Source organism: Streptomyces sp. NPDC001443, from assembly GCF_053597355.1.
The window spans coordinates 18,433-42,586 of record NZ_JBSFIA010000006.1 but is presented as its reverse complement, the minus strand read 5'-3'; the positions used below and the strand labels follow the sequence as shown (position 1 = coordinate 42,586).

Below are 24,154 nucleotides of genomic sequence, written 5' to 3'. Positions count from 1 at the left end.
CTCCCGCCTCCCGCCTCCCGGCTCCCGCCTCCCGGCTCCCGCCTCCCGGCTCCCGGCTCCCGCCTCCCGCCTCCCGCCTCCCGGCTCCCGCCTCCCGGCTCCCGGCTCCCGGCTCCCGGCTCCCGGCTCCCGCCTCCCGGCTCCTGGCTCTCAGCGGGCGGCGGGCGGCGGCCGGCCCGGGTCAGGCGAAGGTGAGGACCGGCTTGACCACGCTGCCGTCGCGCATGGCGGTCACGGCCGCGTCGATGTCCTCGAACGGGAACGTGGTGACCAGGCGGTCGACCGGGAAGAGACCCCGCGCGTACAGTCCGACCAGCTCGGGGATGAAGCGGCCCGGGTCGGAGTCGCCCTCGATCACCCCGTGGACACGGACGCCCTTGGCGAGCAGGCCCATCACGTCGAACGTCACCTCGCCGCCGAGGCCGAGCAGGGCGAGTTCGCCGCGCGGCCGCAGCGCGCCGACGGCCCGGCGGGCCATCTCCGGACGGCCGGTGGTCTCGACGACGTGGTGCGCACCGCCGCCGGTGAGGTCGCGCAGCGCCGCCACCAGACCGTCCCCCGGGGCCAGGGCCGCCTCGGCGCCGAGTTCGACGGCCAGTTCACGGCGGGAGGCGACCGGGTCGACGGCCACCACCGGGTTGCAGCCCGCCGCCACCGCGGCCATCAGCGCGCTCAGGCCCACCCCGCCCGCGCCCAGCACGACAAGGGAGGTACCCGGTTCGGGGCGCAGCCGGTTGAGCACCGTGCCCGCGCCCGTCTGGCCGCCACAGCCGAGCGGCGCGGCGACGGCGGCCGGCAGGCCGGAGGGCACCTTGACCACCCCGCGTTCGTGGACGACGGCATGTGTGGCGAAGCTGGACTGGCCGAAGAAGCCGGCGTGCAGCGGTGCGCCGTCGAGGGAGAGCGGAGTGGTCCCGTCGTCGCGTCCACCGGAGAGGTTCCGGGCCCGCGCGGCGAGGCAGTAGGCCGGGTGGCCCGCCGCGCACTGCCCGCAGGCGCCGCAACTGGCGAAGGTGAGGCAGACCCGGTCACCCGGCGCGAGGCCGGTCACCGCCGCGCCCACCGCCTCGACCCGGCCGGCGCCTTCGTGGCCGAAGACCATCGGGGTGAGCCGCCGGGGCCAGGTGTCCCGCATCGCCAGGTCGGTGTGGCAGACGCCGACCGCGGTCATCCGCACCAGCACCTCGTACGGCCGGGGGTCCTCGATCTCCGCGTCCCGCACGGTGAACGGGGTGCCAGGCGCCTCGACGACGGCGGCGCGGACGCGCCTCACGATCCCCCTCCGGCACGCGGATCCCCGTCCAGGGACTTGTCCGAGGTCCCGTCCGGGGTCTCGGTGGCGCGTTCGAGGAAGAAGTAGAAGAAGGGCCCCTCGGCGGGGACCCCCTTGACGTTCATGATCCCCATCAGCGTGGTGCCGTCCACCCGCTTGAAGTGGTCGAAGACCGGCTGGCCGTCGTAGACCATGGTGGCCGTCGCCTCGCCCCGGAACTCGACCGTCCACAGGCTGGCCTCGCCCTTGCCGAGCTCGCGGTTCGAGTACAGCGTGCCCGTGGTGGCGTCACGGCACATCAGCGGCTTGGCGTCGTGCACGGCGGCGAACGTCTTGCCGTACCAACCGGCCTTCTCCAAGGCTCCGTTGAGCGGGTGACCGGTGCGGAACTCGCCTCCCTTCCACTCGCCGAGGATCTCCTCGGGGCGGACGGTGGCCAACGGCGCCCAGATCGCGTCGAGTTCGGCGGGGTCGACCGGGCCCTCCTGCGCCCGGAGCTCCTGGAAACGGGCACGGGCCTCGAACACGTCCATGCGGGTGTCCTTACGTTGTCAGTGGGTTGGTTCCCGCCGCGTCACCCCGAGGCGCGCGGCGCGGAACCCCGGGAGGCGGAGGTCCGGGTGAGGGAGGAGCGCCGGGGGAACCGCGGCGGCAGGTCGCCGGTGACCGCGCCGGGGTGGCCCACGGTGCCGAGGCTCAGCAGCACATGGCGCTCGGCCACCTCCTCGGCGGTGAGCGGGCCGTCCGCGCGGAACCAGTTGGCGACCCCCTGGCACATGACGAGCACCGAACGCACCGCGTCGGCCGGGATCGGCGTGGTGAACACGCCCTGGGTACGGCCCGCCTCGACCGTGTCCAGCAGCATGTGCTCCAGATAGTCGCGCAGGGCCACGTAGCGGGCCCGGTTCTGGGGTTCCAGGCTGCGTATCTCGGTGTCCAGGAAGGCCAGTTGTCGACGGTGGGCCATGGAGAGCACGATCGACTCGACCATCCCGCAGAATCGCGCCAGCGGATCGTCCCCGGCCTCCCCGGCGGCGGCCCGGCAGCGGTCCAGGACGTCCTTGATGGACGTCTCCAGCAGTGTGGTCAGCAGTGCCTGCTTGTTCTCGTAGTGGTAGTACAGCGCGGGCACGGTGACGCCGACCCGGCCGGCGATGTCCCGGACCGAAGTGCCGTGGTAGCCGTGCTCGTTGAAGGCCTCCATGGCGTGCACCAGGATCGGGTGCAGGCCGAGCGGGCCGTAGGAGCGCCAGTGCTCCGCCGGGGGTGTGGGGTCCTGGCTCGGCGCGGTGTTCAACGGCTCTCCTCGGGGCGGGTGGCGATCGGCGACATCGTACGGCCGTGAGTCCGGGACATCTCCTTCCGGCTGCTTAGCGATCGATCAGGAAGACCGCCGGCCGGCGTCCGGCCTGATGTCACTTCCCCGATGTGGACCCGTAAAAACTAGTACCGCACGCGGAGTTGACCGATCGTCATCGCACTTCTACGTTCTTTAGCGAACGCTCAGTAAGCCCCCGGTAGACGGCGGTGAGTCCGTCCTGCACCGAGAAGGGAATCCATGAGCCGGCACCCCATCGGCCCTCCGGGCCACGGCACGGCGGGCCCGCTGGACGGCGTACGCGTGGTCGAACTGGCGGGGATCGGTCCCGGCCCGTTCGCCACGATGCTGCTCGCCGACCTGGGCGCCGACGTGGTGCGCGTGGACCGCCCCGAACCCTCGCCGCTCGGCGGCGACCCCGCCCACGACGTGACCAACCGCAACAAGCGCTCCGTCCTGGTCGACCTCAAGTCGCCCGAAGGGCCGCACACGGTACGGGCGTTGGCGGCGCGCGCCGAGATCCTGGTGGAGGGCTACCGGCCCGGTGTCGCCGAGCGGCTCGGGGTCGGCCCCGAGGAGTGCCTGGCCGACAACCCCGCGCTGGTGTACGGCCGGATGACCGGCTGGGGCCAGCGAGGCCCCCTCGCCTCCCGGGCCGGACACGACATCGGCTACCTCGCCACCGCCGGGGCCCTGTCCATGATCGGCGCACCGGACGGACCACCCGCCCTCCCCGTCAACCTGCTCGGCGACTACGCGGGCGGCTCCCTCTATCTGACCACCGGCGTCCTGGCCGCGCTGCTCACCGCCCGGGCCACCGGCCGCGGCCAGGTGGTGGACGCCGCGATCGTGGACGGCACCGCGCACCTGACCACCATGTTCTGGGGCATGCTCGCCGAGGGCACCTGGCAGGACGCCCGCGGTCGCAACCTGCTGGACGGCGGCTGCCCCCACTACAGCGTGTACGAGACGTCCGACGGCGGCTGGATGGCCGTCGGAGCCCTGGAACCGCAGTTCTACGCGGTGTTCGTCGCCCTGCTCGGCCTGGACGGCGAGAACCTGCCGGACCGCGCCGACCCGCGCAACTGGCCCGCGCTGCGTGCCCTGTTCACCACCCGGTTCAAGTCCGCCACCCGGGCGCGGTGGACGGCCGTCTTCGAAGGCACCGACGCCTGTGTCGCCCCCGTGCTCTCGCTGCGCGAGGCGGCCGGTCAACGGCACCTGGCCGCACGCGGCACCTACACCGAGGCGTACGGCGTCACCCAGCCCGCCCCCGCCCCCCGTTTCTCGGACACCCCCGGCACGCTCCGGCTGCCCCCGGCCGTCCCCGGCGCGCACACCCCCGACGTGGCCCGTGACTGGGACGTACCCGAACTCCTGAAGGACCACCGCTGATGGAACTGTCCATGCCCCTGGCGTACGCCGGTGATCCGCGGGCCGCCGCGGACCGTGCCGCCGCCCTGGAGACCGCGGGCCTCGACGCCGTCTGGGTCGCCGAGGCCTACGGCTTCGACTCCCCGACGATCCTGGGATACCTCGCCGCGAAGACCGAGCGGATGCGGATCGGCTCGGCCGTCCTCAACGTCTACTCGCGCAGCCCCGCGCTGATCGCCCAGACCGCGGCCGGACTCGACGCCCTCAGCGGCGGCCGGGCCATCCTCGGCGTCGGCGCCTCCGGTCCCCAGGTCGTCGAGGGCTGGCACGGCCGCCGCTACGACCGCCCGCTGGGCCGCACCCGCGAGGTGGTCGAACTGGCCCGGCGGATCTGGCGGCGCGAGGTGATCGAACACCACGGCATCACCGACCTGCCGCTGCCGCCGGAGAAGGGCGGCACCCTCGGCAGACCGCTGAAGCTGCTGAACCACCCGGTCCGCGACACCGTCCCGGTCTACCTCGCGGCGCTGGGCCCGGCCAACGTCCGGCTGGCCGCCGAGATCGCCGACGGCTGGCTGCCGTTCCTGTACGTCCCCGAGCACGCCGCCGAGGTCTGGGGCCGGTCCCTGGCCGAGGGCCGCGCCGGGCGCGACCCCGCGCTCGGCCCGCTCTCGGTCGTCGCGGGCGGCCCGCTGGCCATCACCGACGACGCCGAGGCCGTCCACGACCGGATGCGCCCCACCGTCGCCCTCTACGTCGGCGGCATGGGCGCGCCCGGTCGCAACTTCTACCACGACCTCGTCTGCTCGTACGGCCACGAGTCCGCCGCGGCCGCCATCCAGGAGCACTACCTCGCCGGACGCAAGAAGGACGCGGAGGCCGCCGTACCGGACGAACTGCTCCGGCAGCTCTGCCTGGCCGGTCCCGAAGGACACGTCCGCGACCGCGTCGAGGTCTTCCGCGAGGCGGGCGTGACCATGCTCGACGTCACCCCCGTCGGTCCCGATCCCGCCCGGCTGATCGAGCGCGTGCGGAGCTGGCTGTGACACATGTGAGGAGTTGCCGGTGACACTGGAACGCGACCTCTACGGTCCCGACCACGAGGCGTTCCGCGCGACGGTGCGGGCCTTCCTCGCCAAGGAGGTGGTCCCGCACCACGAACGCTGGGAGCGCAACGGCGTCGTCGACCGCGAGGCATGGCGCTCGGCGGGCCGCCAGGGCCTGCTGGGCATGGCCGTCGGCGAGGAGTACGGCGGCGGCGGGAACGACGACTTCCGCTACAGCGCCGTCCTCATCGAGGAGTTCGCCCGCGCGGGCGCCTCCGGGCTGGCCCTGAGCCTGCACAACGACATCGTCGGCCCGTACCTGACCCGGCTCGCCGACGCGGAGCAGAAACGCCGCTGGCTGCCCGGGTTCACCTCCGGCGACCTCGTCACCGCCATCGCCATGACGGAACCCGGCGCCGGCTCCGACCTCCAGGGCATCCGCACCACCGCCGTCGACCGGGGCGACCACTATCTGCTCAACGGCACGAAGACCTTCATCTCCAACGGCATCCTCGCCGACCTCGTCGTGGTCGTCGCCCGCACCACCCCCGAGGGCGGCAGCGGCGGACAGAGCCTGCTGGTCGTCGAGCGCGGCATGGCGGGCTTCGAACGCGGCCGCAACCTCGACAAGATCGGCCAGAAGGCCCAGGACACCGCCGAGTTGTTCTTCGACGACGTGCGCGTGCCCAAGGAGAACCTGCTGGGCGAGGCGAACCAGGCCTTCGCCCACCTCATGGGCAACCTCGCTCAGGAGCGGCTGGCCATCGCGGTCGGCGCCGCCGCCGCGGCCGAGGAGATCCTGGACGTCACCCTGCGGTACGTGAAGGAGCGCGAGGCGTTCGGCAGACCGCTGGCCCGACTCCAGCACATCCGCTTCGAGACCGCCGAGATGGCCACCGAGACCGCGGTCACCCGCACCTTCCTGGACCGCTGCGTCACCGAGCACGGCGAGGGCCGGCTCGATCCCGTGCACGCCTCCATGGCCAAGTGGTGGGCCACCGAACTGCAGAAGCGGGTCGTCGACCGCTGTCTGCAACTCCACGGCGGCTACGGCTACATGAGCGAGTTCCCGGTGGCCAGGGCGTTCCTCGACAGCCGGGTCCAGACCATCTACGGAGGCACCACCGAGATCATGAAGGAGATCATCGGCCGCTCCCTGCTCGACTGAGCCCGGGCCGACTCCCCTCCATGGCACCCGCGTTGCCCGCGGCTTCGTCCGGACCCGACACGGAAGGCACCCGAGGTGAGCACCGAAGCGTATCTGTACGACGCGATCCGCACCCCACGCGGTCGCGGCAAGGCCGACGGGGCCCTGCACGGCACCAAGCCGATCGACCTGGTCGTCGGCCTGATCCACGAACTCCTCGGCCGCTTCCCGGACCTCGACCCGGCCGCGATCGACGACATCGTGCTCGGCGTGGTCAGCCCGCTGGGCGACCAGGGCGCGGACATCGCCCGCACCGCCGCCCTCCTCGCGGGGCTGCCGGAGACGGTGGCGGGCGTACAGCAGAACCGCTTCTGTGCCTCCGGCCTCGAAGCCGTCAACATGGCGGCGGCCAAGGTCCGTTCGGGCTGGGAGGAGCTGGTCCTGGCGGGCGGCGTGGAGTCCATGTCGCGGGTGCCGATGGGCAGCGACGGCGGCGCCTGGGCGCTGGACCCGAGGACCGGCCACGACACCGGATTCGTCCCGCAGGGCATCGGCGCCGACCTGATCGCCACCCTGGAGGGCTTCTCCCGGCACGACGTGGACTCCTACGCGGCGCTCTCCCAGGAGCGGGCCGCCGCCGCGTGGAAGGACGGGCGCTTCGACCGCTCCGTCGTCCCCGTGCGGGACCGAGGCGGGCTCCTGGTCCTGGACCGGGACGAGCACCTCAGGCCCGGCACCACCGCCGAGAGCCTGGCGGCGCTCAAGCCCTCCTTCGCCCGGGCCGGCGAACTGGGCGGCTTCGACGCGGTGGCGCTCCAGAAGTACCACCGGGTGGAGACCGTCGACCACGTCCACCACGCGGGCAACTCCTCCGGCATCGTCGACGGCGCCGCCCTGGTCGCCATCGGCTCCGCGCAGGCCGGTCGGCGGAACGGCCTGACCCCGCGGGCCCGGATCGTCTCCGCCGCCGTGTCCGGGGCCGAGCCCACCATCATGCTGACCGGGCCCGCGCCCGCCTCCCGCAAGGCCCTCGCGAAGGCCGGACTGACCGTCGACGACCTCGACCTGGTCGAGATCAACGAGGCGTTCGCCGCCGTCGTCCTGCGCTACGTCAAGGACCTGGGGCTGAGCCTGGACAAGGTCAACGTCAACGGCGGCGCCATCGCCATGGGGCACCCGCTCGGCGCCACCGGCGCGATGATCCTCGGCACGCTCGTGGACGAACTGGAGCGCCGCGGCCTGCGGTACGGGCTGGCGACCCTGTGCGTCGGCGGCGGCATGGGCATCGCCACCGTCGTCGAACGCCTCTGACCGGCCGTCCGCCTCCGCAGTCACCGGCCCGCGCGGCCGTCCGCCTTCACAGGAGACCTCAGCCATGGACACCACCGCACGCCCCGCCACCATCCGCTGGGAGGAGTCCGACGACCACGTCGTCACCCTCCTCCTCGACGACCCGGGCCAGTCCGTCAACACCATGAACGCCGCGTTCATCGACTCGCTGGAGGCCGTCGCGGCACGGCTGGCGCAACGCCGCGACACCGTCCGGGGCGTCATCGTCACCTCCGCCAAGAAGAGCTTCTTCGCCGGGGGCGACCTGCGCGACCTGATCGCCGTCACACCTGAGACCGCCGCCGCCTCCTTCGAGGCCGGGATGCGCGTCAAGCGCTCGCTGCGCGTCCTGGAGACGCTGGGCAGGCCGGTCGTAGCGGCGATCAACGGCGCCGCGCTGGGCGGCGGTTACGAGATCGCGCTGGCCTGTCACCACCGGGTGGTGCTGGACAGCCCGGCCGCCCGCGTCGGGTCTCCCGAGGTCACCCTGGGCCTGCTGCCCGGCGGCGGTGGAGTGACCCGCACGGTCCGTATGTTCGGGGTCGCGGAGGCCCTGCGGAAGGTCCTCCTGGAGGGGCGGCAGTACGGCCCGGCGCGCGCCCTGGAGGCCGGCCTGGTCGACGAGATCGCCGCCGACCGGGACGAACTCCTCGCCAGGGCACGGGCGTTCGTCGACGCCCACCCGCACTCCACCCAGCCCTGGGACGCCCCCGGGTACCGCATCCCCGGCGGCACCCCCGCCGATCCGGAGCTGGCCGCGCGACTCCCCTCTCTGACCGCACTTTTGAAGAAGAGAACGGGCGGTGCCCCCTGCCCCGCCCCGCGTAACATCCTCGCGGCGGCCGTGGAGAGTTCCCAGGTCGACGTGGACACCGCCTTCGTGGTGGAGGCCCGGTACCTGACGGAACTGGTCACCGGGCAGATCACCAAGAACATGATCCAGGCGTTCTTCTTCGACCTCCGGGCGGTCGACTCCGGCGCCGGCCGCCCGAAGGGCGTCGAGCCGCGCGAGGTGACCAGGGTGGCCGTGCTCGGCGCGGGCATGATGGGCGCCGGGATCGCCCACTCCTGCGCGAAGGCGGGCATCGACGTCGTACTGAAGGACGTCTCCGCGCAGGCGGCGGCGCGCGGCCGGGCCCACTCCGAGCAACTGTGCGCCAAGGCCGTCGCGCGCGGGGACGCGACGCGGGAGCAGGCGGACGCCCTGCTCGCCCGCATCACCCCGACCGCAGACGTCCGGGACCTGGCCGGCTGCGACGCGGTGATCGAGGCCGTCTTCGAGGACCCGGGCGTCAAGCACAAGGCGTTCCAGGAACTCCAGGACGTCGTCGCCCCCGACGCCCTGCTGTGCTCGAACACCTCCACCCTGCCCATCACCCTCCTCGCCGAGGGGGCGCGGCGGCCGCAGGACTTCATCGGCCTGCACTTCTTCTCACCGGTCGACCGGATGCCGCTGGTGGAGATCGTCAAGGGCGGGAAGACGGGGGAGGAGGCGCTGGCGCGCGCCTTCGACCTGGTGCGGCGGATCGGCAAGACCCCGATCGTGGTCAACGACTCGCGCGGCTTCTTCACCTCCCGGGTCATCGGCCGTTTCATCGACGAGGGCGTCGCCATGGTCGGCGAGGGCGTCGAACCGGCCTCCGTCGAGCAGGCCGCGGCCCAGGCCGGTTACCCGGCCAAGGTCCTCGCCCTGATGGACGAGCTCACCCTCACCCTCCCGCGCCGGATCCGCGAGGAGACCCGGCGCGCGGCCGAGGCGGCGGGCCGCGGATGGCAGCCGCACCCCGCGGACGCGGTCGTGGACCGCATGATCGACGAGTTCGGCCGGCCCGGCCGCTCCGCGGGCGCGGGTTTCTACGACTACGTCGACGGCCGGCGGGCCGGGCTCTGGCCGGGGCTGCGCGAGCACTTCACCGATCCCGCGGAGCAGCCCGCCGACCTGACCGAGCTGAAGGAGCGGATGCTCTTCGTCGAGGCGCTGGACTCGGTGCGCTGCCTGGAGGAGGGTGTGCTGGTCTCGGTGGCGGACGCCAACGTCGGCTCGCTGCTCGGGATCGGCTTCCCGCCGTGGACGGGCGGTGTGCTCCAGTACATCAACGGCTACGACGGCGGCGCGGGCGGCGGTAGCGGGCTGCCCGGCTTCGTGGCCCGCGCGCATGAGCTGGCCGCGCGGCACGGCGAGCGTTTCGCCCCGCCGGAACTGTTGCTGCGCAAGGCCGAGCGGGGCGAGACCTTCACCGACTCCTGATCCGCCGCCCGGGCCCGCGGCGCCCCCGGCCCCGGCCGCCCACCCCACCTCGTAAGCCACCTCGTGCACCACCCGGTACCCCAGCTTCACCGGGCACGCCCGCGGGGGCCTCCCACCGCCCCGGTCTTCCCAGACGTCTCCCTTCCGACCCGCAAGGAGGCCCCGATGACATCGGCACCCCGCACCACCGGCGAACTGCCGGACGACCCGGCCGAGCGGACCCTGCCGCAACTGCTGGCCCACAACGCCCGCGAGTACCCCCGGTTCCCAGGCCTGTCCTGGCAGTCGGCGGACCAGGGCGGCGACTGGACGACGTACAGCTGGGCGGAGATCCACGAGCACACCCGGAGCCTGGCCGCCGGCTACCGGGCGCTCGGCGTCGGCCGCGGCGACCACGTCCTGCTGATGACGGCCAACCGGCCCGAACACTGGCTGTCGGACCTGGCGCTGGTCCGCCTCGGCGCGGTCCCGGTCAGTGTCTACGGCACCGCGGCCCCCGAGCAGATCACCCACATCGCCCGCAACTGCCGGGCCCGCCTCGCCGTGGTGGAGGGAGCGGCCCAGGCGACGGCGTGGGAGCCGACGCTGGCCGACCCCGACACCCCGCTGGAGCGTCTGGTGGTGGTCGAGGCGGATCCACACGGCGGCCACCTCCCGTACGAGGCGCTGCTGCGCGAACCGGTGCCGGAGCAGTTCGCCAAGGAACTGGACACCGCCCGACCCGAGGACCCGCTGACCGTCGTCTACACCTCCGGCACCACCGGCGAGCCCAAGGGGGTCGTCCTGACCCACCGCCAGGTGATGTCCAACGCCCTGGCCCTGGACGCCGTGGTGGAGCTGCCCCCGCACGTCGAGCACATCTGCTACCTGCCCTTCGCCCATATCGCCGAGCGGATGCTGGGCATCTACCTGCCCTGTCACCGGGCCTCGCACGTCCGGCTCTGCGCCGACCCGGCGCGGGTCGCCGAGGTGGTGCGCAAGGTGCGCCCGGCGCAGTTCTTCGGCGTGCCGAGGGTCTGGGAGAAACTGTCCGCCGCCGTACGCGCCGTCCTCTCGCTGATGCCGGCCGAGCAACGGGACGTCATAGAGCGGGCGTTCGAGGTGGCCCGCGAGCACGTCGGGTACCGCGAGCGAGGCGAGACACCGCCCGCGGAGCTCGCCGAGCGCTACACCCGCGCCCGCGAGGACGTGCTGCTGCCGATGCTGGCCGCGGGCGGTCTGGACCGGGTGACCTGGGCGGCCAGCGCGTCGGCGCCGATGCCGGTCGACGTGGTGCGGTTCTGGGCCGGGTTCGGCATCGTCGTCATGGACGCCTGGGGCCTGACGGAGACCACCGGTGTGGCCACGAGCAACAGCCCGAGGACCGGCTTCCGGCTCGGCTCGGTGGGACGCCCGGTGGAGTCCGTGGAGATCCGCGTCGCCGAGGACGGCGAGATCCTGGTGCGGGGCACGTCCGTCTTCTCCGGCTACCTCCGGTCCGACGGCTCGGTACGGTCCGCCCTGGACGCCGAGGGCTGGCTGGCCACCGGCGACATCGGCCGGATCGACGAGGACGGCTATCTCTGGCTCACCGACCGGAAGAAGGAGATGATCGTCACCTCCACCGGCAAGAACGTCTCGCCCGCCCTGGTGGAGAACGCGCTCAAGGAACACCCGCTGATCGGCCAGGCGATGGTGCACGGCGACAACCGCTCCTACCTGGTCGCCCTGCTGGTGCTCGACGCGGAGTCCGCCCCCGCCTGGGCCGCGGCCCACGGCGTCGTGGCGGAGGGGGGACTCGCCGGTCTTGCCGGACACCCCGCCGTCCGGGCGGAGGTGGGCCGCGCGGTGGCCGCCGCCAACACCCGGCTCAACCGCACCGAGCAGGTCAAGCGGTACGAGCTGCTGGCCGAGGAATGGGGTCCGGCGACCGGCGAGCTGACACCGTCGCTGAAGATGCGGCGCCGGGTCATCCGGGACAAGTACGCCGACGAGCTGTCCGGGCTCTACGAGGACTGACCCGGGGCGCGTTCCGCCCGCGCGTCCCCCTCACGCGAAGCGGCCGCCCGTCCCCGTCCCCGGGGCGGGCGGCCGCTTCCCGTGCGCGCGGTGCCCCGGCGTCCGGGCCGCCTCACAGCCCGTAGGTCTTGCCGATGACGTCCCGCTGGATCTCGCTGGTCCCGCCGTAGACAGTGGAGACGACCGCGGCCCGCAGATGGCGCTCCATGTCGAACTCCGTGGTGTAGCCGTAGCCGCCCATCATCTGCATGCCCTCCAGGGCGGCCCGCTTGGCGAGTTCGGTCGCCTTCAGCTTGGCCATGGACGCCTCGCGCGGGAACAGCCGGTCCGGCTGCGCGTCGCAGTCCAGCGCCACCTCGCGCACCAGCAGCCGGGTGCACTCGATCTCGGTGGCGAGATCGGCGATCCGGTGCCGCAGGGCCTGGAAGGAGCCGACAGGACGACCGAACTGCTCGCGTCCGCGGACGTAGGCGACGGTGTCGTCGAAGGCGCGGCGCGCCAGACCCAGCATGTTGGCGGCCAGGAAGAGCCGCTCGTGGTTCAGGCCGGCCATCAACTGCCGCCATCCGTCGTCCACCTGGCCGACCACGGCGTCCGCGGGCAGTCGTACGTCGGTGAGGAAGACGTCGTTGACCTCCCGGCCGCGCATGGTCTCGATGCCCCGAATCTCCACGCCGGGGGTGTCGGCGGGCAGATGGAACATGGTCAGACCGCCGTGCTTGTCCTCACCGGTGCGGGCCACCAGCAGAATGCTCCTCGCGCAGTGCGCGTTGGAGATCCAGGTCTTCTGACCGTCGATCACCCAGGTGCCGTCGCCCTCCTGCCGGGCGCGGCAGCGCAGCGCGCCGACGTCCGACCCGGCCCCCGGCTCCGACATGGCGACGGCCAGCACGTCGCCGCGCACGGCACCGGACAGCACCTGCCGCTTCTGCCGCTCGGTGCCGAACCGTTCGTACGCCTTCGCGGTGATGACGGTGGTGACGAAACCACCGCACGGGACCATGCCGTACGAGGTCTCCTCCAGGAAGAGACAGGAGTCGGCGAGCCCGCCGCCGGCGCCGCCGTACTCCTCGGGCAGGCACACCCCCAGCCAGCCCAGGTCGGCGAGCCTTCCGTACAACCCGGGGTGGTGGGCCTCGCGGCCGCCCCCGGTCAGCGCGTCACGCTGCTCCCGGGTGCCGCACTCGCGCTTGGCGAAATCGCGCACGGCCGCGGCGAAGGCGGCCTGTTCCTCGGTGAGTCGACTGCCCATCAGGTCCTCCGGGATCCGGGTGCCGGTCGGCGGCGCGGTCAGGTCGGGCGAGCAGATGAGTTACAAAGATATGCTACTTGTTTCATAGACTCCCGGGGAATCGTCTGCCGGTATCGTGATGAGCACCATGAGAACTGACACGAACGACCCCTGGCTCGCCCGGGCCCTCGACCGGCCGGAGCCGGAGGACCGTACGGAGCGCCGGATCCTCGACGCGGCACTGGAGCAGTTCACCCTCCTGGGGCTGCGCCGCTCCTCCGTGGACGACGTCGCCAAACGGGCCGGCGTCTCCCGGGTGACCGTCTACCGGCGCTTCCAGACGAAGGACAAGCTGGTCGAGGACACCCTGCTGCGCGAACTCGGCCGGTTCTTCCAGCGGCTGGACGCCGCGGTGGCGGTACTGCCGACCATGAAGGAGCGGGTCGTCGAGGGTTTCGTGGTCGCCCTGCGCCACACCCGCGCCCATCCGCTCTTCGGCGGGCTGCTGCGCCTCGAACCCGAGGTGGTGCTGCCCTATCTGACCGTGCAGGGCAGCTCCTCGCTCTCCGCCACCGTCGAGTACCTGACGGCCCATCTGCGCCGCGCGCAACAGGTCGAGGGCCGCCCCGACGACGACCCGCGCCCGGTCGCCGAGCTGATGGTGCGGGTCGCCGTGTCCTTCCTGCTCAACCCCGCCAGCTGCATCGAGATGGACGACGAGGACCAGGCCCGCGCCTTCGCCCGCCGCTACCTGGCCCCGCTGCTGGACGCCTGACGGACCGGTCCGACCCCCGGCCCGGTCCGGCCGTCCTGCGGCCGGACCGGGGGAGCGGCGGCGGCCGGTCAACGGCGCCGGTGCAGTGCCCGCGCCAGCCGCACCGCGCGTTCCCGCGTGGCCGCCGGTACGGCGAAGGAGGTCAGCGCGATCGGCGGGGTGAACCGCTGCACCGTGGTCGACTGCACGCAGGTGAAGGCCCGCAGCCCTTCCGCACCGTGGATCCGGCCGAAGCCGGAGTCCTGCGAACCGCCGAACGGCAGCGCCGGCACCGCCGCGAAGCCCAGCACCGAGTTCACCGACACGGCTCCCGCGCGCAGTCGCGCCGCGATCGCCGCACCGGCGCGCCCGCTCCGGCAGAACACGGCGGCCCCCAGGGCGTAACGCGAGGCATTGGCCCGCTCCACCGCCTCGTCCACGTCGGCCACCGCGTTCACCGCCACGACCGGCCCGAAGGTCTCCTCCGTCATCGCCGCCGCGTCCTCCGGAACACCGGTCAGCACGACCGGCGCGACATACGGGGCTCGGACCGACTCGGGCCCGCCCAGCAGCGCGCGCGCTCCCGCCGAGAGCGCGTCGGTCACATGCCGCTCGACGATCGCGACCTGGCCCGGCAGGGTCATCGGGCCGTAGGGGGCGTCCGCCCCGGCCCCCGGCCGCAGTGCCTCGGCCCGCTCGACCACCCGTTCGCACAGGTTCGCGTGGATGTCCCGCACCGCGTAGACGCGCTCCACCCCGGCGCAGGTCTGTCCCGCGTTGCTCAACGCTCCCCACACGATCGCGTCGGCGGCCGCCTCCAGGTCCGCGTCCGCGGTGACGATCACCGCGTCCTTCCCGCCGCACTCGGCGAGGAACGGGGTGAGCGTCTCGGCGCACACCGCCATCACCTTGCGGGCGGTCCCCGGCGAACCGGTGAACGCCAGCTTGTCGACCCCGGACCGGGCCAGGGCGTCCCCGGTGGACGCCGCGCCGGTGACGGTGGTGAGCAGCCCGGCATGTCCGGGCACGGCGGCGTCGAAGAGTTCGGCCAGCAGGACCCCGACGCCCGGGGTCAGTTCGGACGGCTTGAAGACCACGGCGTTGCCCGCGGCCAGGGCGTAACCGATGGAGCCCATCGGGGTGTACAGGGGGTAGTTCCAGGGACCTATCACGCCGACCACGCCCAGCGGCCGGTGCACCAGCGAGGCCCGCTGGTGGACGGTGAACAGTCCGGTGCCCACCTTCCGCCGGCGCAGCACGCGTGCGGCGTTGCGGGCGGCCCAGCCCAGGTGCTCCAGCGTGAGGACGACCTCCAGCGCCGCGTCACCGGCCGGCTTGCCGGTCTCCTCGGCGATGCGGCGGGCCACGGTGTCGAGGTCGGCGGCGAGCGCCTTCTTCCAGCGCAGCAGGTGGTCACGGCGCCGGGACGCGGGCAGTGCCGCCCAGCCGGTCTGGGCGGTCCGGGCCCGGGCCACGGCGCGGGCGACCTCCTCCGGCCCGTTCGCCGGGTGCGCGGCGATCGCCTCACCGGTCGCGGGGGAGTACGTGGTGAAGGTCGCCGCGCTGCGTGCGGTGGCCGGGGTGGTGTCGGTCATCGGGTCTCCTGACGGGGAGCGCGAGGTGCGGGCGACGGTGGCGGAGGGGGCAACTGCCCCGGGACGGAGTCCTGTTGAGGTGGAGTCTCGTCCTGGAGCGGGGTCACCGGCCGGGTGTGGGCCCAGTGCGGACCCAGGTCGTCCAGGGTCCAGCCGAAGGGATAGGTGCGCGCCTCGGGCCTGCGCGGGAACCGCTCCGGCCGCCCGGGCAGCAGCCTGATCAGCACCGCCCGGATGCGCAGCGCGCGATGGACGGCGGTCCGTAACCAGCGCGGCTCCGGCTCGAAGCCGAGCGCCTTCAGCAGTGGCTCGTCCAGTACGGCGAGGGCGACCCGGGAGGCCAGGCGCCTGGCCGGGGCCGGGTACCAGGAGGCCATGATGCGCAGCGTGGCCGCGGCGACCCGGCGGTTGGCGGGGTCGTACGCGAACATCTCCCGCTCGTAGTCGTCGTGCAGCCGTTCGAACTCGGCGTAGGTGTCGGGCACGCCGGGGATGCCCATCAGCTCGCCCATCCGCCGGCCCACCAGCGCCAGGCTCTCGGTCTCCTGCTCGCACAGGCGTCGCCAGCCGTACCGGTCGATCCATCGCTTCGGCCCGACCACCGTGGTGGCCAGGACGTAGCGGAAGTCCTCGTCGGCGATCCGGTAGCGGCCGTGGATGCGGTTCAGGTGCCGGGCGGCCGCCCGGCCGTGCTCCGAGTCCATGCCCTCGCGGACCATCTCGTACGTGATCAGCACCGTGTCGTCGTACCGCTTCTGCCCGGCACGCTCGAACTCCTGGGTGCGGTCCAGGAGCCGGGAGACGCGCGGGACGCCGTAGTCGCGCAGGAAGGCGATCGACGTGCCGTGGAGATAGTCGCGGGGGAACTCGTGATGGATGATCCACCGGTAGATCCGCTCGAAGTCCTGCTGCGGATCCAGCCGCCGGATGCGGCGGAGCCGGCTGTAGCGGCCCATGGACGCCTCCCGTGAGTCGATGATACTGAAACTATTGAGTTGTTTCATCGAGCGTCAATACTCCGGACGCAATGGAGACGCGGAGTGGCGGGGGAGTGGGCCGGCTCACCTTTTTGCCCTCCTGCGGGGCGGGGGAGTGGCTGCAATGTCACACCGGACCTCGGGCGAAAAGGGGCATTCCGGTGGTCGAGGGTGGGGCAAAAGGGCTGGTCGGACGCTTGGTAACGCTGCGGTAAAAATGCGCAATATCCGATTACGTCGCCTTGAGGATCCTTTGACCGAAACTTGGCTTCTTGGGATGGTTGTGGCGTCCAAGGACATGGCCCGAGCGGGATCACTGCGATCTCTGCCGTGGCAATGTGTGCGCGCCGGTCGGGTGCGCACCCTTACGAGTCGAGTTGCGGAGCACCCACCCATGCCGCTGAACACCCTGCCCGCCACCCAGGGACTGCACCTCGTCGGCGCGTTCGACACCGAGCCGGGCGAAGTCGCCGCGCACGATCCGGCAGTCGGGGCCGTGGCCGTCGTCGGCCTCGGTTACGTCGGCCTGCCGACCGCGCTCGGCCTGCTGGCCGCGGGCACCGAAGTGATCGGCCTCGACGTGAGCGCCGAGCGGCTGACCGGCATCCGCAACGGCGACGTCGACCTGCTCCCCAGCGACCTGGAGCGGCTGGAACGGTTCAACGGCGATCCGCGCTTCACCCTCACCGACGACCCGGCGGCGCTCGCCGGCGCCCGTACCGTGCTGGTGTGCGTGCCGACCCCCGTGGACCGGCACCTCGCCCCCGACCTGCGGGCGCTGACCGCCGCGGCGGCGACCGTGGTCGAGCACGCCGTGCCCGGCCAGCTCCTGATGCTGACCTCCACCACCTACGTCGGCACCACCCGCGACCTGCTGACCGAACCGCTGACCGAGCGCGGCTTCACCGTCGGCGAGGACATCTTCGTGGCCTTCTCGCCGGAGCGGATCGACCCCGGCAACGCCAAGCACACCCAGGACACCACCCCGCGGGTGGTCGGCGGAGACGGCCAGGAGACCATCGACCGGGCCGTGGCCGTGCTCTCGCGCACCGCCTCCTCGGTGTACGTGCTGCCCTCGCCCGAGGCGGCCGAGATGACCAAGCTGTGGGAGAACACCTTCCGCGCGGTCAACATCGCCCTGGCCAACGAGTTCGCCGACAACTGCCGCGTCCTGGGCCTGGACCCGATCCCGGTGATCGAGGCCGCCGCGACCAAGCCCTTCGGCTTCATGCCCTTCTACCCCGGCCCGGGCGTCGGCGGGCACTGCATCCCCTGCGACCCGCACTACCTGCTCTGGCAGCTCCGCGCCGAGCGCGTCACCTCGCCGCTGGTCGAGGCCGCGATGAACGGCATCGCCGGCCGCCCGCACCACGTGGTGCGCCGGGTGCGCGAGGCGCTGGGCGAGCGCGGCAAGCCGCTGACCGGCGCCCGGATCCTGATCGTCGGCATGGCCTACAAGCCGGGCGTCGAGGACCTGCGGGAATCGCCCGCGCTGGAGATCTTCGAGGAGCTCGCCCACGAGGGCGCCCAGGTCCGCTTCACCGACTCGATGGTGCGCGCCGCCCGACTGGCCGGGGGGATCCAGGAGAGCCTGATCGCCCCGCAGGACCACGAGTGGGACCTGGTGCTGGTCCACACCGTGCACCCGAACGCCGACCTGGCCTGGCTGAACGGCCGCAACGACGTCCTGGACGCGACCTACCGACTGGACGGGGTCGAGGGCAAGGAGACCCTGTGACCGACCGGCAGATGCCGGAGTCCGCGGAAACGGTTCCCGAGGAGCCCCGGGCAGCGATGTCCGGGGTGCCGGGGGGCGGCATACCGGGGCAGGCGACTCCGGCCGATTCTCCTGACGCGACCGCCGGTGGGCAGGAGCCCGCGGCCTTCCGCAAGTTCCTCGCCTCGTGCGGGCTGATCCTGCCGAACCCGCACCCCAAGGCGACCGTACCGCTGCCGCCGGTCCGCTCGTCCGCCGTGTGGGGCCGTCCGCCGGGCCTGCTCACCCGCTGGACCAACGGGATGCAGACCGATGTGCGCTTCGCGGTGCGGCGGGTGCTGGCCATGTTCTGCCTGCTGCCGCTGGGGCTGATCCTGGCCCGGGAGCTCCCGATGATGCCCGAGAGGCCGCTGGTCATCGGCTACGGCATCACGGTGCTGGTCGGCACCATCGCCATGCTGCAGATCGCGTACAGCCGGTATGACGATCCGGCGGAACGCACCCTGCGCAAACGCCCGAAGGACCTCGCCGACTTCCCGCCGCTGCCGCCCGTACCGAAGGTGACCTTCCTGCTCGCGGTCAAGGACGAGGCCGAGTACATCGAACGGTGCGTCCGCTCGATGGTGGCCAGCGACTACCCGAACCTGGAGGTCCTCGTGATCGACGACCTCTCCGAGGACGGGACCCGGGAGATCCTGGAGGAGCTCGCGGAAGAACTCGACATCACCCTGCTCAAGCTGGAGAAGAACCTCGGCAAGAAGCACGCCCTCGTCAAGGGCGCGAGCATCGCCACCGGCGATGTGCTGGCGTTCACCGACTCCGACTGCATCCTGGCGCCCGACGCGCTGCGCCGCTGCGTACAGGCCCTGGTCGACCACCCCGAGCTGGGTGCGGTCAGCGGTCACTGCCGGGCGCTCAACGTGGACGAGACGCTGTTCACCAGGGCCCAGGACGTCTGGTACGAGGGGCAGTTCCGGGTGGCCAAGGCCGCCGAGTCCACCTTCGGATCGGTCACCTGTGTCTCCGGTCCGCTGGCGGTGTTCCGCCGGGACGCGGTGTACAACTACTTCCCGGCCTGGGCCGGCGACCGCTTCCTTGGCGCCCCCTTCCGGTTCGCGACCGACCGCCAGCTCACCGGTTACGTACTGGGACAGCTGTGGGTCGGCAAGAAGCTGAAGAAGCAGTACGCCGACTCCCCGTTCGTCACCGCGCAGGACTACCCCGAGCGCAAGTGGCGCATCGGCTACGTCCGGTCGGCCAAGGTGTGGACCAACGTGCCCGAGCACTTCGGGCCGTTCATGAAGCAGCAGATCCGCTGGAAGAAGAGCTTCATCCGCAACACCTGCTTCACCGGCACCTTCATGTGGCGGCGGGGGGTCGGCCCGGCGTGCCTGTACTACGGCCATGTGCTGTGGGTGGTGGCCGCGCCGTTCATGGCGGTACGTCACATGGTCTGGGCGCCGATGCAGGGCGGGATCTTCGTGAGCGTGCTGTACCTGTGCGGCGTGGTGCTCAAGGGCAGCATCTGGGGCCTCGCGTTCAAGATCGAGAACCCCGGTGACACCCGCTGGCGCTACCGGCCGCTGATGAGTCTGCTGTCGGCGCTGCTGCTGTCCTGGCTGCTGCCGTACTCCCTCGCGACCATCCGTCGTGGTGTCTGGTCGAGGACTCGGTGATGAAGGAATTTCTCCAGCGCAGATCGGTCCGGGTGATCACTGATGTGGTGGCCGTCGTGGTGGTGACCTGCATCTATCTGATCGTTCTGTCGCGAGGGAGCGTGCTTTCATGGTTCTGAGGCGCAAGCGGCGCCAGCCCGTCGAATCCATCGTGCACGACCACGGCTACGGTCCGGAACGCTGCTTCCGCGTCGGCTACGCCGAAGGGTCCGGCAACGACCGCAGTCGGGGCCGCCGTCACGGCTGGGGCCGGGGCGGCACCCAGCGGCCCATCCGCGTCCTGCTCGGCGCACTCACCCTCTCCGTGGTGGTGGCGTCGGGCGCCGCGGGCATCGAGCGCTACCTCTACCTGAAGTACGTCGCCCCGCAGGCACCGCTGGTCCAGGCCAAGATCTCGTCCGCGGACATCCGGTCCTGGGAGGAGCAGGGCCGAGGGCTGCCGTTCCGCGCCCCGCCGGTGGTGCTGACCTTCCACGACGTCAACAAGAACAGCAAGAGCCCCTACGCGCTCACCCCGGAGGCGTTCGACGCCCAGCTGACCGCGCTGGAGAAGGCCGGCTACCGCACCCTGACCGCGAAGCAGTTCAACCACTACATGAACGGCGGTGCGATACCGCGGCGTTCGGTGCTGATCACCTTCGACGACGGCACCGGCGGACTGTGGAAGTACGCCGACCGCATCCTGGCCAAGCACCGGATGCACGGCACGATCTTCGCGATCACCGGGTCGATGGACAAGCACCGCCCCTACTACCTGACCTGGCGCGAGATCGAGCGGATGTACAAGTCGGGCCGCTGGGACTTCCAGAGCCACACTCGTGCCATGCACGGCCGTGAGGCGGTGGACGCCGTGGGGACCGAGGGCGCGATGCTGGCGAACCGCCTCTGGCTGCCGGCGGAGAACCGGCGGGAGACCGAGGCCGAGTACAAGACCCGGGTGCGCCACGACCTCCAGGGCTCCATCGACGACATCGTCAACCACGGTATGCCGGCCCCTCGGATGTTCGCCGTCCCCTTCTCCGCCGGGCCGGATCAGGAGGACATCGGCTCGCAGGGCGTCCAGGAACTGAAGGAACTGCAGGGCCAGCGACTGCTCAACGGGTACTTTCCCCTCGTCATGACGGACCACTCCAGCATTCCGCTCACCGCCAGCCGGCGGGCGGCGGCGGCGGGAACCGTCCAGCGTGTCGAGGTCTTCGCCAAGACCACTCCCGACGAGATGCTGGGCAACGTCGCAAGGATGGTCCAGGTCGCGCCCGACGTGGACCGGCCGCTGTACGACGTGGAGAACTGGGAAGGACGCCAGTCCCACACCGGCTTCGACGTCTTCCTGGGCGAGTCGGCACCGAGGGGAGCACCCCGGTACGCCAAGGCCGACTACCGGCCGAGGAGCAGCGTGGACTGGACGGACTACCGCGCCACCGCGATCATCGGGCAGCTCGGCAACGGCACCAACCAGGCCGCCCTGGGTGTGCGGACCAACAGCGTGGAACCGGTGACCGTGGTCGTCACCCAGAACCGGGCGACCCTGCTGGTCGACGGTTACGAAGTGGCTTCGCGGGCGCTGGACAAGGCGTCCGAGCACACCGTGACCATCGAGGTCCGACGCCAAGGAACCGCGGTCGTCATCGACGGCCACGTGACGATGAACCACACCTCGGACCGCGAGGCCGCCGCTCTCTCCGGCGGCATCACCATCCGTTCCGGCGTCAACCACGAAGGCGACCAGTGGCCGGCCTTCCAGACGCTCACCATCTCGCCGCGTGACGCCGCCAAGAGCTCCGGCTGAGCCGACGGCCGTCCGCCATTGCGGCACGCAATGACGCGAATTATCCGAACAGAGGGAAGATTCAGTGACCACACATGCCAGCCGCGGATCCACGGTGACGAGGCGCCTTGCCATGCTCGGGGCGATGGCGGCCGCCGGTTCCCTCGTCCTGACCGGTTGCGGCGGCGGGACCGACAAGAGTGCTCCCCGGACCGGCACGGACCGGGAAGCGCTGCACGACATGCTGCCGGAGTCGGTGAAGAAGTCCGGTGTCATCATGGTCGGCGCCGAGATGGCCTACCCGCCGATGGAGTTCGTCCGGAACGGCAAGCCGGCCGGGACCGACCCCGACCTGGCCGCCGCACTGGGCGACGAGCTGGGAGTGAGGTTCCAGTTCGACAACGGCACGTTCGACACCCTGCTCGGCGCCCAGCAGAACAAGCGCTACGACATCGTGATGTCCGCGCTGACCGACACCAGTGACCGCCAGGAGGGGATCGAGCCCGCCACCGGGAAGCGGACCGGTGAGGGGGTCGACTTCGTCGACTACCTCGTCTCGGGCTCCTCGGTCCTGGTGAAGAAGGGCAATCCGGACGACATCCGGTCGCTGGCGAACCTGTGCGGCAAGAAGGTGGCCGTGCAGAGCGGCAGTACCACGTACGACCTGCTCCAGGGCCAGGCGTGCGACGATCCGATGAAGATCGAGGCCGTGGCGAGCTACGGCGATGCGCAGGACCAGCTCAAGGCGGGCAACGTCGTCGCCGCCGTCGCCGACTTCCCGGTGTCCGCGTACGTGGCGAAGACCTCCGGCGGCGGCGAGGCCTTCGAGCTGGCCGGCGAGCAGATCAATCCCGGTCCCTACGGCATCGCGGTGCTGAAGTCGAACACCGAGCTGCGGGACGCGCTCAGGGCGGCGCTGAACGCCACCATCCAGAACGGCACCTACGAGAAGATCCTGGACAAGTGGAACGTCACCGACGGCGCGGTGAACGAAGCCACGATCAACGGCGGCTCGTGAGAAGGCCGTTGTCCGCCCCTCGGCCGTGGGCGAAGGAGGGCGCCCGACCGGACATCCGCCCGGTCAGGCGCCGCCCTCCCGGCTTCTAGAAGAAGCCCAGCCTCTTCGGTGAATACGACACGAGGAGGTTCTTGGTCTGCTGGTCGTACAGCGCAAGCAGCTCTCTGGCCTGCGGATATGGCAGCCGTGGGGACATTGCCGGGACCGCCCGCCCGGGACTGGTCCGGATCTTGACTGATGCCGATCTCGGGGCGGCGGCTCTGTTGGAGTGGCCGCATCCGCCTGCCCCGCGTTGACGGTCCCACCTGGCACAGGTCGTAGAAGCCGTCCAGGGGCGTCTGCTTGGTTCAGGGTGAGCGCGTAAGTCCAGGTCAGAGCCTTGTGGCATGGGTGCGTCCGCAGGGTTGGTGCCCCGCATGTGATCGCTCGTGACACGTGAGGACCCCATCGGCTGGCTTTGACGGGGTCCCGCGTAGACGGGGGGCGCGGCCTGGCGAGGCTTCCGAGTGGGTGGTCTTTCGCCTGGTGTCGCCTTCTCCGCAGCGGTGTGGGCGTCCACCTGCTGCTGGCGGGTGGCCTGTTCCGCGGCAGTGACGTGGTCGATCGGGGCCTGGGCGAGTGGTTCCCGGGAGCGGTGCAGGAACGCCTGCCCGAGCAGCCGACCCGCCGCACGAAGGCGCTCCCCGGTGCGAAATACTCTCCCGATGAGTTCACGCACTTCCCCGATCAGCCGGCCGATCACGATACGGAGGGCAGTCGCGCATGATGCCAAACGGCTCACGCGGCTCGTGCGTGGCTCACGCGCCTACGAGGGCAAGTACGCAGCCGCAGTCGCGGGCTACCGGGTCGGTCCTGATTACATCGAGACCCACCGCGCCTTCGTAGCCGTCGGCTCCGACGGGCATGAAGGCCGGGTCCTCGGGTTCTACTCGCTCGTCCTCGCTCCGCCGGAGCTCGACCTGCTGTTCGTCGCCGACGGAGCGCAAGGACGTGGCATCGGACGGCTGCTCGTCGCGCACATGCAGTCCGAGGCTCGTGCCGCCGGGCTCGACCGTGTCAAGGTCGTGTCGCATGTTCCCGCCGCGGACTTCTACCACCGCGTCGGTGCCGTGCGGACCGGGACCGCGCTCGCGAACCCGCCCGCCGTGCCGTGGGACCGTCCCGAATTCGAGTTTCGCATTCCTTCGGAATGACGCGGTGCGCCGGTTCGCAGGGCCACCGGCTTCGCCGGCATGGCGCGCTCCCTGTGCCGTCGTCTCTGCCCTGGCAGGGGATCGTCTGCGCCGGCGGCCTCTCGCCGACCTCAGGAGCGAGGCCGGGGGAGGGCTGGTCGCCTTTCGGAGGCGTCCAACGGACAGCCGCGTACGTGGTCGCCCTCCGGCGGTGATAGTTGCACTTTGTGAGACCGCTCTTCCTGAAACGTAGCACTCCGAGTCGCTCGATACCTGTTCTTGCAAAGTGAGGCTTTGGCGGACCGCGGAGTGAGAGTTTTTGTCGCACCGAGCGGAGCGGAATTACGTAATGTGGGCAGGCCGTTCCAATGTGCTACTGTCGATCCCAGTTGCAGTCGTGGTTCCCGAAACTTCGAGTGCCCCACCCGGTTCTGTCGGTTGGGGGCGCTTCTGTATTTCCGGTCATTTCCGGGCGGGGTAATCATTGCGGCGACACGGCGACACGGCGCCCGC

Annotated in this window: 18 protein-coding genes; 12 read left to right on the top strand and 6 right to left on the bottom strand. The window is 71.6% G+C overall.

What is annotated here, in order from left to right; all coding sequences use genetic code 11:
• Positions 1 to 181: 181 nt before the first annotated feature.
• Genes ACWC24_RS09325 through ACWC24_RS09315 form a run of 3 tightly spaced genes read right to left on the bottom strand, consistent with a single transcriptional unit; the run spans position 182 to position 2,570 of the window.
• On the bottom strand, positions 182 to 1,273 hold the full coding sequence (locus tag ACWC24_RS09325) for an NAD(P)-dependent alcohol dehydrogenase (RefSeq protein WP_450662217.1): 1,092 nt from the start codon (positions 1,271 to 1,273) through the stop codon (positions 182 to 184).
• Positions 1,270 to 1,806, bottom strand: a complete 537-nt coding sequence (locus ACWC24_RS09320) for a DUF4334 domain-containing protein (protein WP_450662216.1) — start codon at positions 1,804 to 1,806, stop codon at positions 1,270 to 1,272. The genes ACWC24_RS09325 and ACWC24_RS09320 overlap by 4 nt, the downstream gene beginning before the upstream one ends.
• A gap of 41 nt (positions 1,807 to 1,847) precedes the next feature.
• Positions 1,848 to 2,570 (bottom strand): TetR/AcrR family transcriptional regulator, encoded by a 723-nt coding sequence (locus tag ACWC24_RS09315; RefSeq protein ID WP_450662215.1) that lies wholly within the window; start codon positions 2,568 to 2,570, stop codon positions 1,848 to 1,850.
• Positions 2,571 to 2,831: 261 nt separating this feature from the next.
• Here ACWC24_RS09315 and ACWC24_RS09310 point away from each other — a divergent pair, with 261 nt between their 5' ends.
• The 6 genes from ACWC24_RS09310 to ACWC24_RS09285 all read left to right on the top strand — a co-directional run bounded on the left by ACWC24_RS09310 (position 2,832) and on the right by ACWC24_RS09285 (position 11,733).
• A complete protein-coding gene (locus ACWC24_RS09310; protein ID WP_450662214.1) occupies positions 2,832 to 3,986 on the top strand; it encodes a CaiB/BaiF CoA transferase family protein in 1,155 nt (384 codons plus the stop codon).
• Positions 3,986 to 5,011, top strand: coding sequence for an LLM class F420-dependent oxidoreductase (locus ACWC24_RS09305; RefSeq protein ID WP_450662213.1), 1,026 nt, complete (start codon positions 3,986 to 3,988; stop codon positions 5,009 to 5,011). Before ACWC24_RS09310 ends, ACWC24_RS09305 begins: the two co-directional genes overlap by 1 nt.
• A 25-nt stretch (positions 5,012 to 5,036) precedes the next feature.
• Positions 5,037 to 6,179: an acyl-CoA dehydrogenase family protein gene (locus tag ACWC24_RS09300; RefSeq protein ID WP_450662390.1), complete on the top strand. Its 1,143-nt coding sequence runs from the start codon at positions 5,037 to 5,039 to the stop codon at positions 6,177 to 6,179.
• Positions 6,180 to 6,254: 75 nt separating this feature from the next.
• Positions 6,255 to 7,469: an acetyl-CoA C-acetyltransferase gene (locus tag ACWC24_RS09295; protein WP_450662212.1), complete on the top strand. Its 1,215-nt coding sequence runs from the start codon at positions 6,255 to 6,257 to the stop codon at positions 7,467 to 7,469.
• A gap of 64 nt (positions 7,470 to 7,533) precedes the next feature.
• Positions 7,534 to 9,735, top strand: a complete 2,202-nt coding sequence (locus ACWC24_RS09290) for a 3-hydroxyacyl-CoA dehydrogenase NAD-binding domain-containing protein (protein ID WP_450662211.1) — start codon at positions 7,534 to 7,536, stop codon at positions 9,733 to 9,735.
• A gap of 165 nt (positions 9,736 to 9,900) precedes the next feature.
• Positions 9,901 to 11,733, top strand: coding sequence for an AMP-dependent synthetase/ligase (locus ACWC24_RS09285; protein WP_450662210.1), 1,833 nt, complete (start codon positions 9,901 to 9,903; stop codon positions 11,731 to 11,733).
• A 112-nt stretch (positions 11,734 to 11,845) separates the two neighbouring features.
• Here ACWC24_RS09285 and ACWC24_RS09280 read toward each other — a convergent pair whose 3' ends face one another.
• Positions 11,846 to 12,985 (bottom strand): acyl-CoA dehydrogenase family protein, encoded by a 1,140-nt coding sequence (locus ACWC24_RS09280; protein ID WP_450662209.1) that lies wholly within the window; start codon positions 12,983 to 12,985, stop codon positions 11,846 to 11,848.
• Positions 12,986 to 13,112: 127 nt separating this feature from the next.
• Between ACWC24_RS09280 and ACWC24_RS09275 the strand changes: the two genes are divergently transcribed.
• Positions 13,113 to 13,739, top strand: a complete 627-nt coding sequence (locus ACWC24_RS09275) for a TetR/AcrR family transcriptional regulator (protein WP_450662208.1) — start codon at positions 13,113 to 13,115, stop codon at positions 13,737 to 13,739.
• Positions 13,740 to 13,807: 68 nt separating this feature from the next.
• Here ACWC24_RS09275 and ACWC24_RS09270 read toward each other — a convergent pair whose 3' ends face one another.
• Together ACWC24_RS09270 and ACWC24_RS09265 are read right to left on the bottom strand one after the other, a co-directional pair.
• Complete coding sequence (locus ACWC24_RS09270) at positions 13,808 to 15,313, bottom strand: aldehyde dehydrogenase family protein (protein WP_450662207.1); 1,506 nt, start codon at positions 15,311 to 15,313, stop codon at positions 13,808 to 13,810.
• Positions 15,310 to 16,269 carry an oxygenase MpaB family protein gene (locus tag ACWC24_RS09265; RefSeq protein WP_450662206.1) on the bottom strand — a complete coding sequence of 320 codons (960 nt, stop codon included), beginning with the start codon at positions 16,267 to 16,269 and terminating at the stop codon, positions 15,310 to 15,312. Before ACWC24_RS09265 ends, ACWC24_RS09270 begins: the two co-directional genes overlap by 4 nt.
• Before the next feature lie 415 nt (positions 16,270 to 16,684).
• On the opposite strand from ACWC24_RS09265, the gene ACWC24_RS09260 reads away from it, so the two are divergent.
• The 5 genes from ACWC24_RS09260 (at position 16,685) to ACWC24_RS09240 (ending at position 23,662) form a co-directional block, all read left to right on the top strand.
• Positions 16,685 to 18,028: a nucleotide sugar dehydrogenase gene (locus tag ACWC24_RS09260; protein ID WP_450662205.1), complete on the top strand. Its 1,344-nt coding sequence runs from the start codon at positions 16,685 to 16,687 to the stop codon at positions 18,026 to 18,028.
• Positions 18,025 to 19,683, top strand: a complete 1,659-nt coding sequence (locus ACWC24_RS09255; protein WP_450662204.1) for a glycosyltransferase family 2 protein — start codon at positions 18,025 to 18,027, stop codon at positions 19,681 to 19,683. Before ACWC24_RS09260 ends, ACWC24_RS09255 begins: the two co-directional genes overlap by 4 nt.
• Positions 19,684 to 19,792: 109 nt before the next feature.
• Complete coding sequence (locus ACWC24_RS09250; protein WP_450662203.1) at positions 19,793 to 21,472, top strand: polysaccharide deacetylase family protein; 1,680 nt, start codon at positions 19,793 to 19,795, stop codon at positions 21,470 to 21,472.
• Between the two features lie 94 nt (positions 21,473 to 21,566).
• Positions 21,567 to 22,469, top strand: a complete 903-nt coding sequence (locus tag ACWC24_RS09245) for an ABC transporter substrate-binding protein (protein ID WP_450662202.1) — start codon at positions 21,567 to 21,569, stop codon at positions 22,467 to 22,469.
• A gap of 704 nt (positions 22,470 to 23,173) precedes the next feature.
• Positions 23,174 to 23,662, top strand: a complete 489-nt coding sequence (locus ACWC24_RS09240; RefSeq protein WP_450662201.1) for a GNAT family N-acetyltransferase — start codon at positions 23,174 to 23,176, stop codon at positions 23,660 to 23,662.
• Positions 23,663 to 24,154: the final 492 nt, after the last annotated feature.

What these genes read in the sequence shown, in the direction of transcription:
- ACWC24_RS09320 (WP_450662216.1), bottom strand. Translation starts at nt 1,806, where the DNA reads ATGGACGTGTTCGAGGCCCGTGCCCGTTTCCAGGAGCTCCGGGCGCAG.
- ACWC24_RS09310 (WP_450662214.1), top strand. Translation starts at nt 2,832, where the DNA reads ATGAGCCGGCACCCCATCGGCCCTCCGGGCCACGGCACGGCGGGCCCG.
- ACWC24_RS09305 (WP_450662213.1), top strand. Translation starts at nt 3,986, where the DNA reads ATGGAACTGTCCATGCCCCTGGCGTACGCCGGTGATCCGCGGGCCGCC.
- ACWC24_RS09290 (WP_450662211.1), top strand. Translation starts at nt 7,534, where the DNA reads ATGGACACCACCGCACGCCCCGCCACCATCCGCTGGGAGGAGTCCGAC.
- ACWC24_RS09285 (WP_450662210.1), top strand. Translation starts at nt 9,901, where the DNA reads ATGACATCGGCACCCCGCACCACCGGCGAACTGCCGGACGACCCGGCC.
- ACWC24_RS09280 (WP_450662209.1), bottom strand. Translation starts at nt 12,985, where the DNA reads ATGGGCAGTCGACTCACCGAGGAACAGGCCGCCTTCGCCGCGGCCGTG.
- ACWC24_RS09275 (WP_450662208.1), top strand. Translation starts at nt 13,113, where the DNA reads ATGAGAACTGACACGAACGACCCCTGGCTCGCCCGGGCCCTCGACCGG.
- ACWC24_RS09270 (WP_450662207.1), bottom strand. Translation starts at nt 15,313, where the DNA reads ATGACCGACACCACCCCGGCCACCGCACGCAGCGCGGCGACCTTCACC.
- ACWC24_RS09265 (WP_450662206.1), bottom strand. Translation starts at nt 16,269, where the DNA reads ATGGGCCGCTACAGCCGGCTCCGCCGCATCCGGCGGCTGGATCCGCAG.
- ACWC24_RS09260 (WP_450662205.1), top strand. Translation starts at nt 16,685, where the DNA reads ATGCCGCTGAACACCCTGCCCGCCACCCAGGGACTGCACCTCGTCGGC.
- ACWC24_RS09250 (WP_450662203.1), top strand. Translation starts at nt 19,793, where the DNA reads ATGGTTCTGAGGCGCAAGCGGCGCCAGCCCGTCGAATCCATCGTGCAC.
- ACWC24_RS09240 (WP_450662201.1), top strand. Translation starts at nt 23,174, where the DNA reads ATGAGTTCACGCACTTCCCCGATCAGCCGGCCGATCACGATACGGAGG.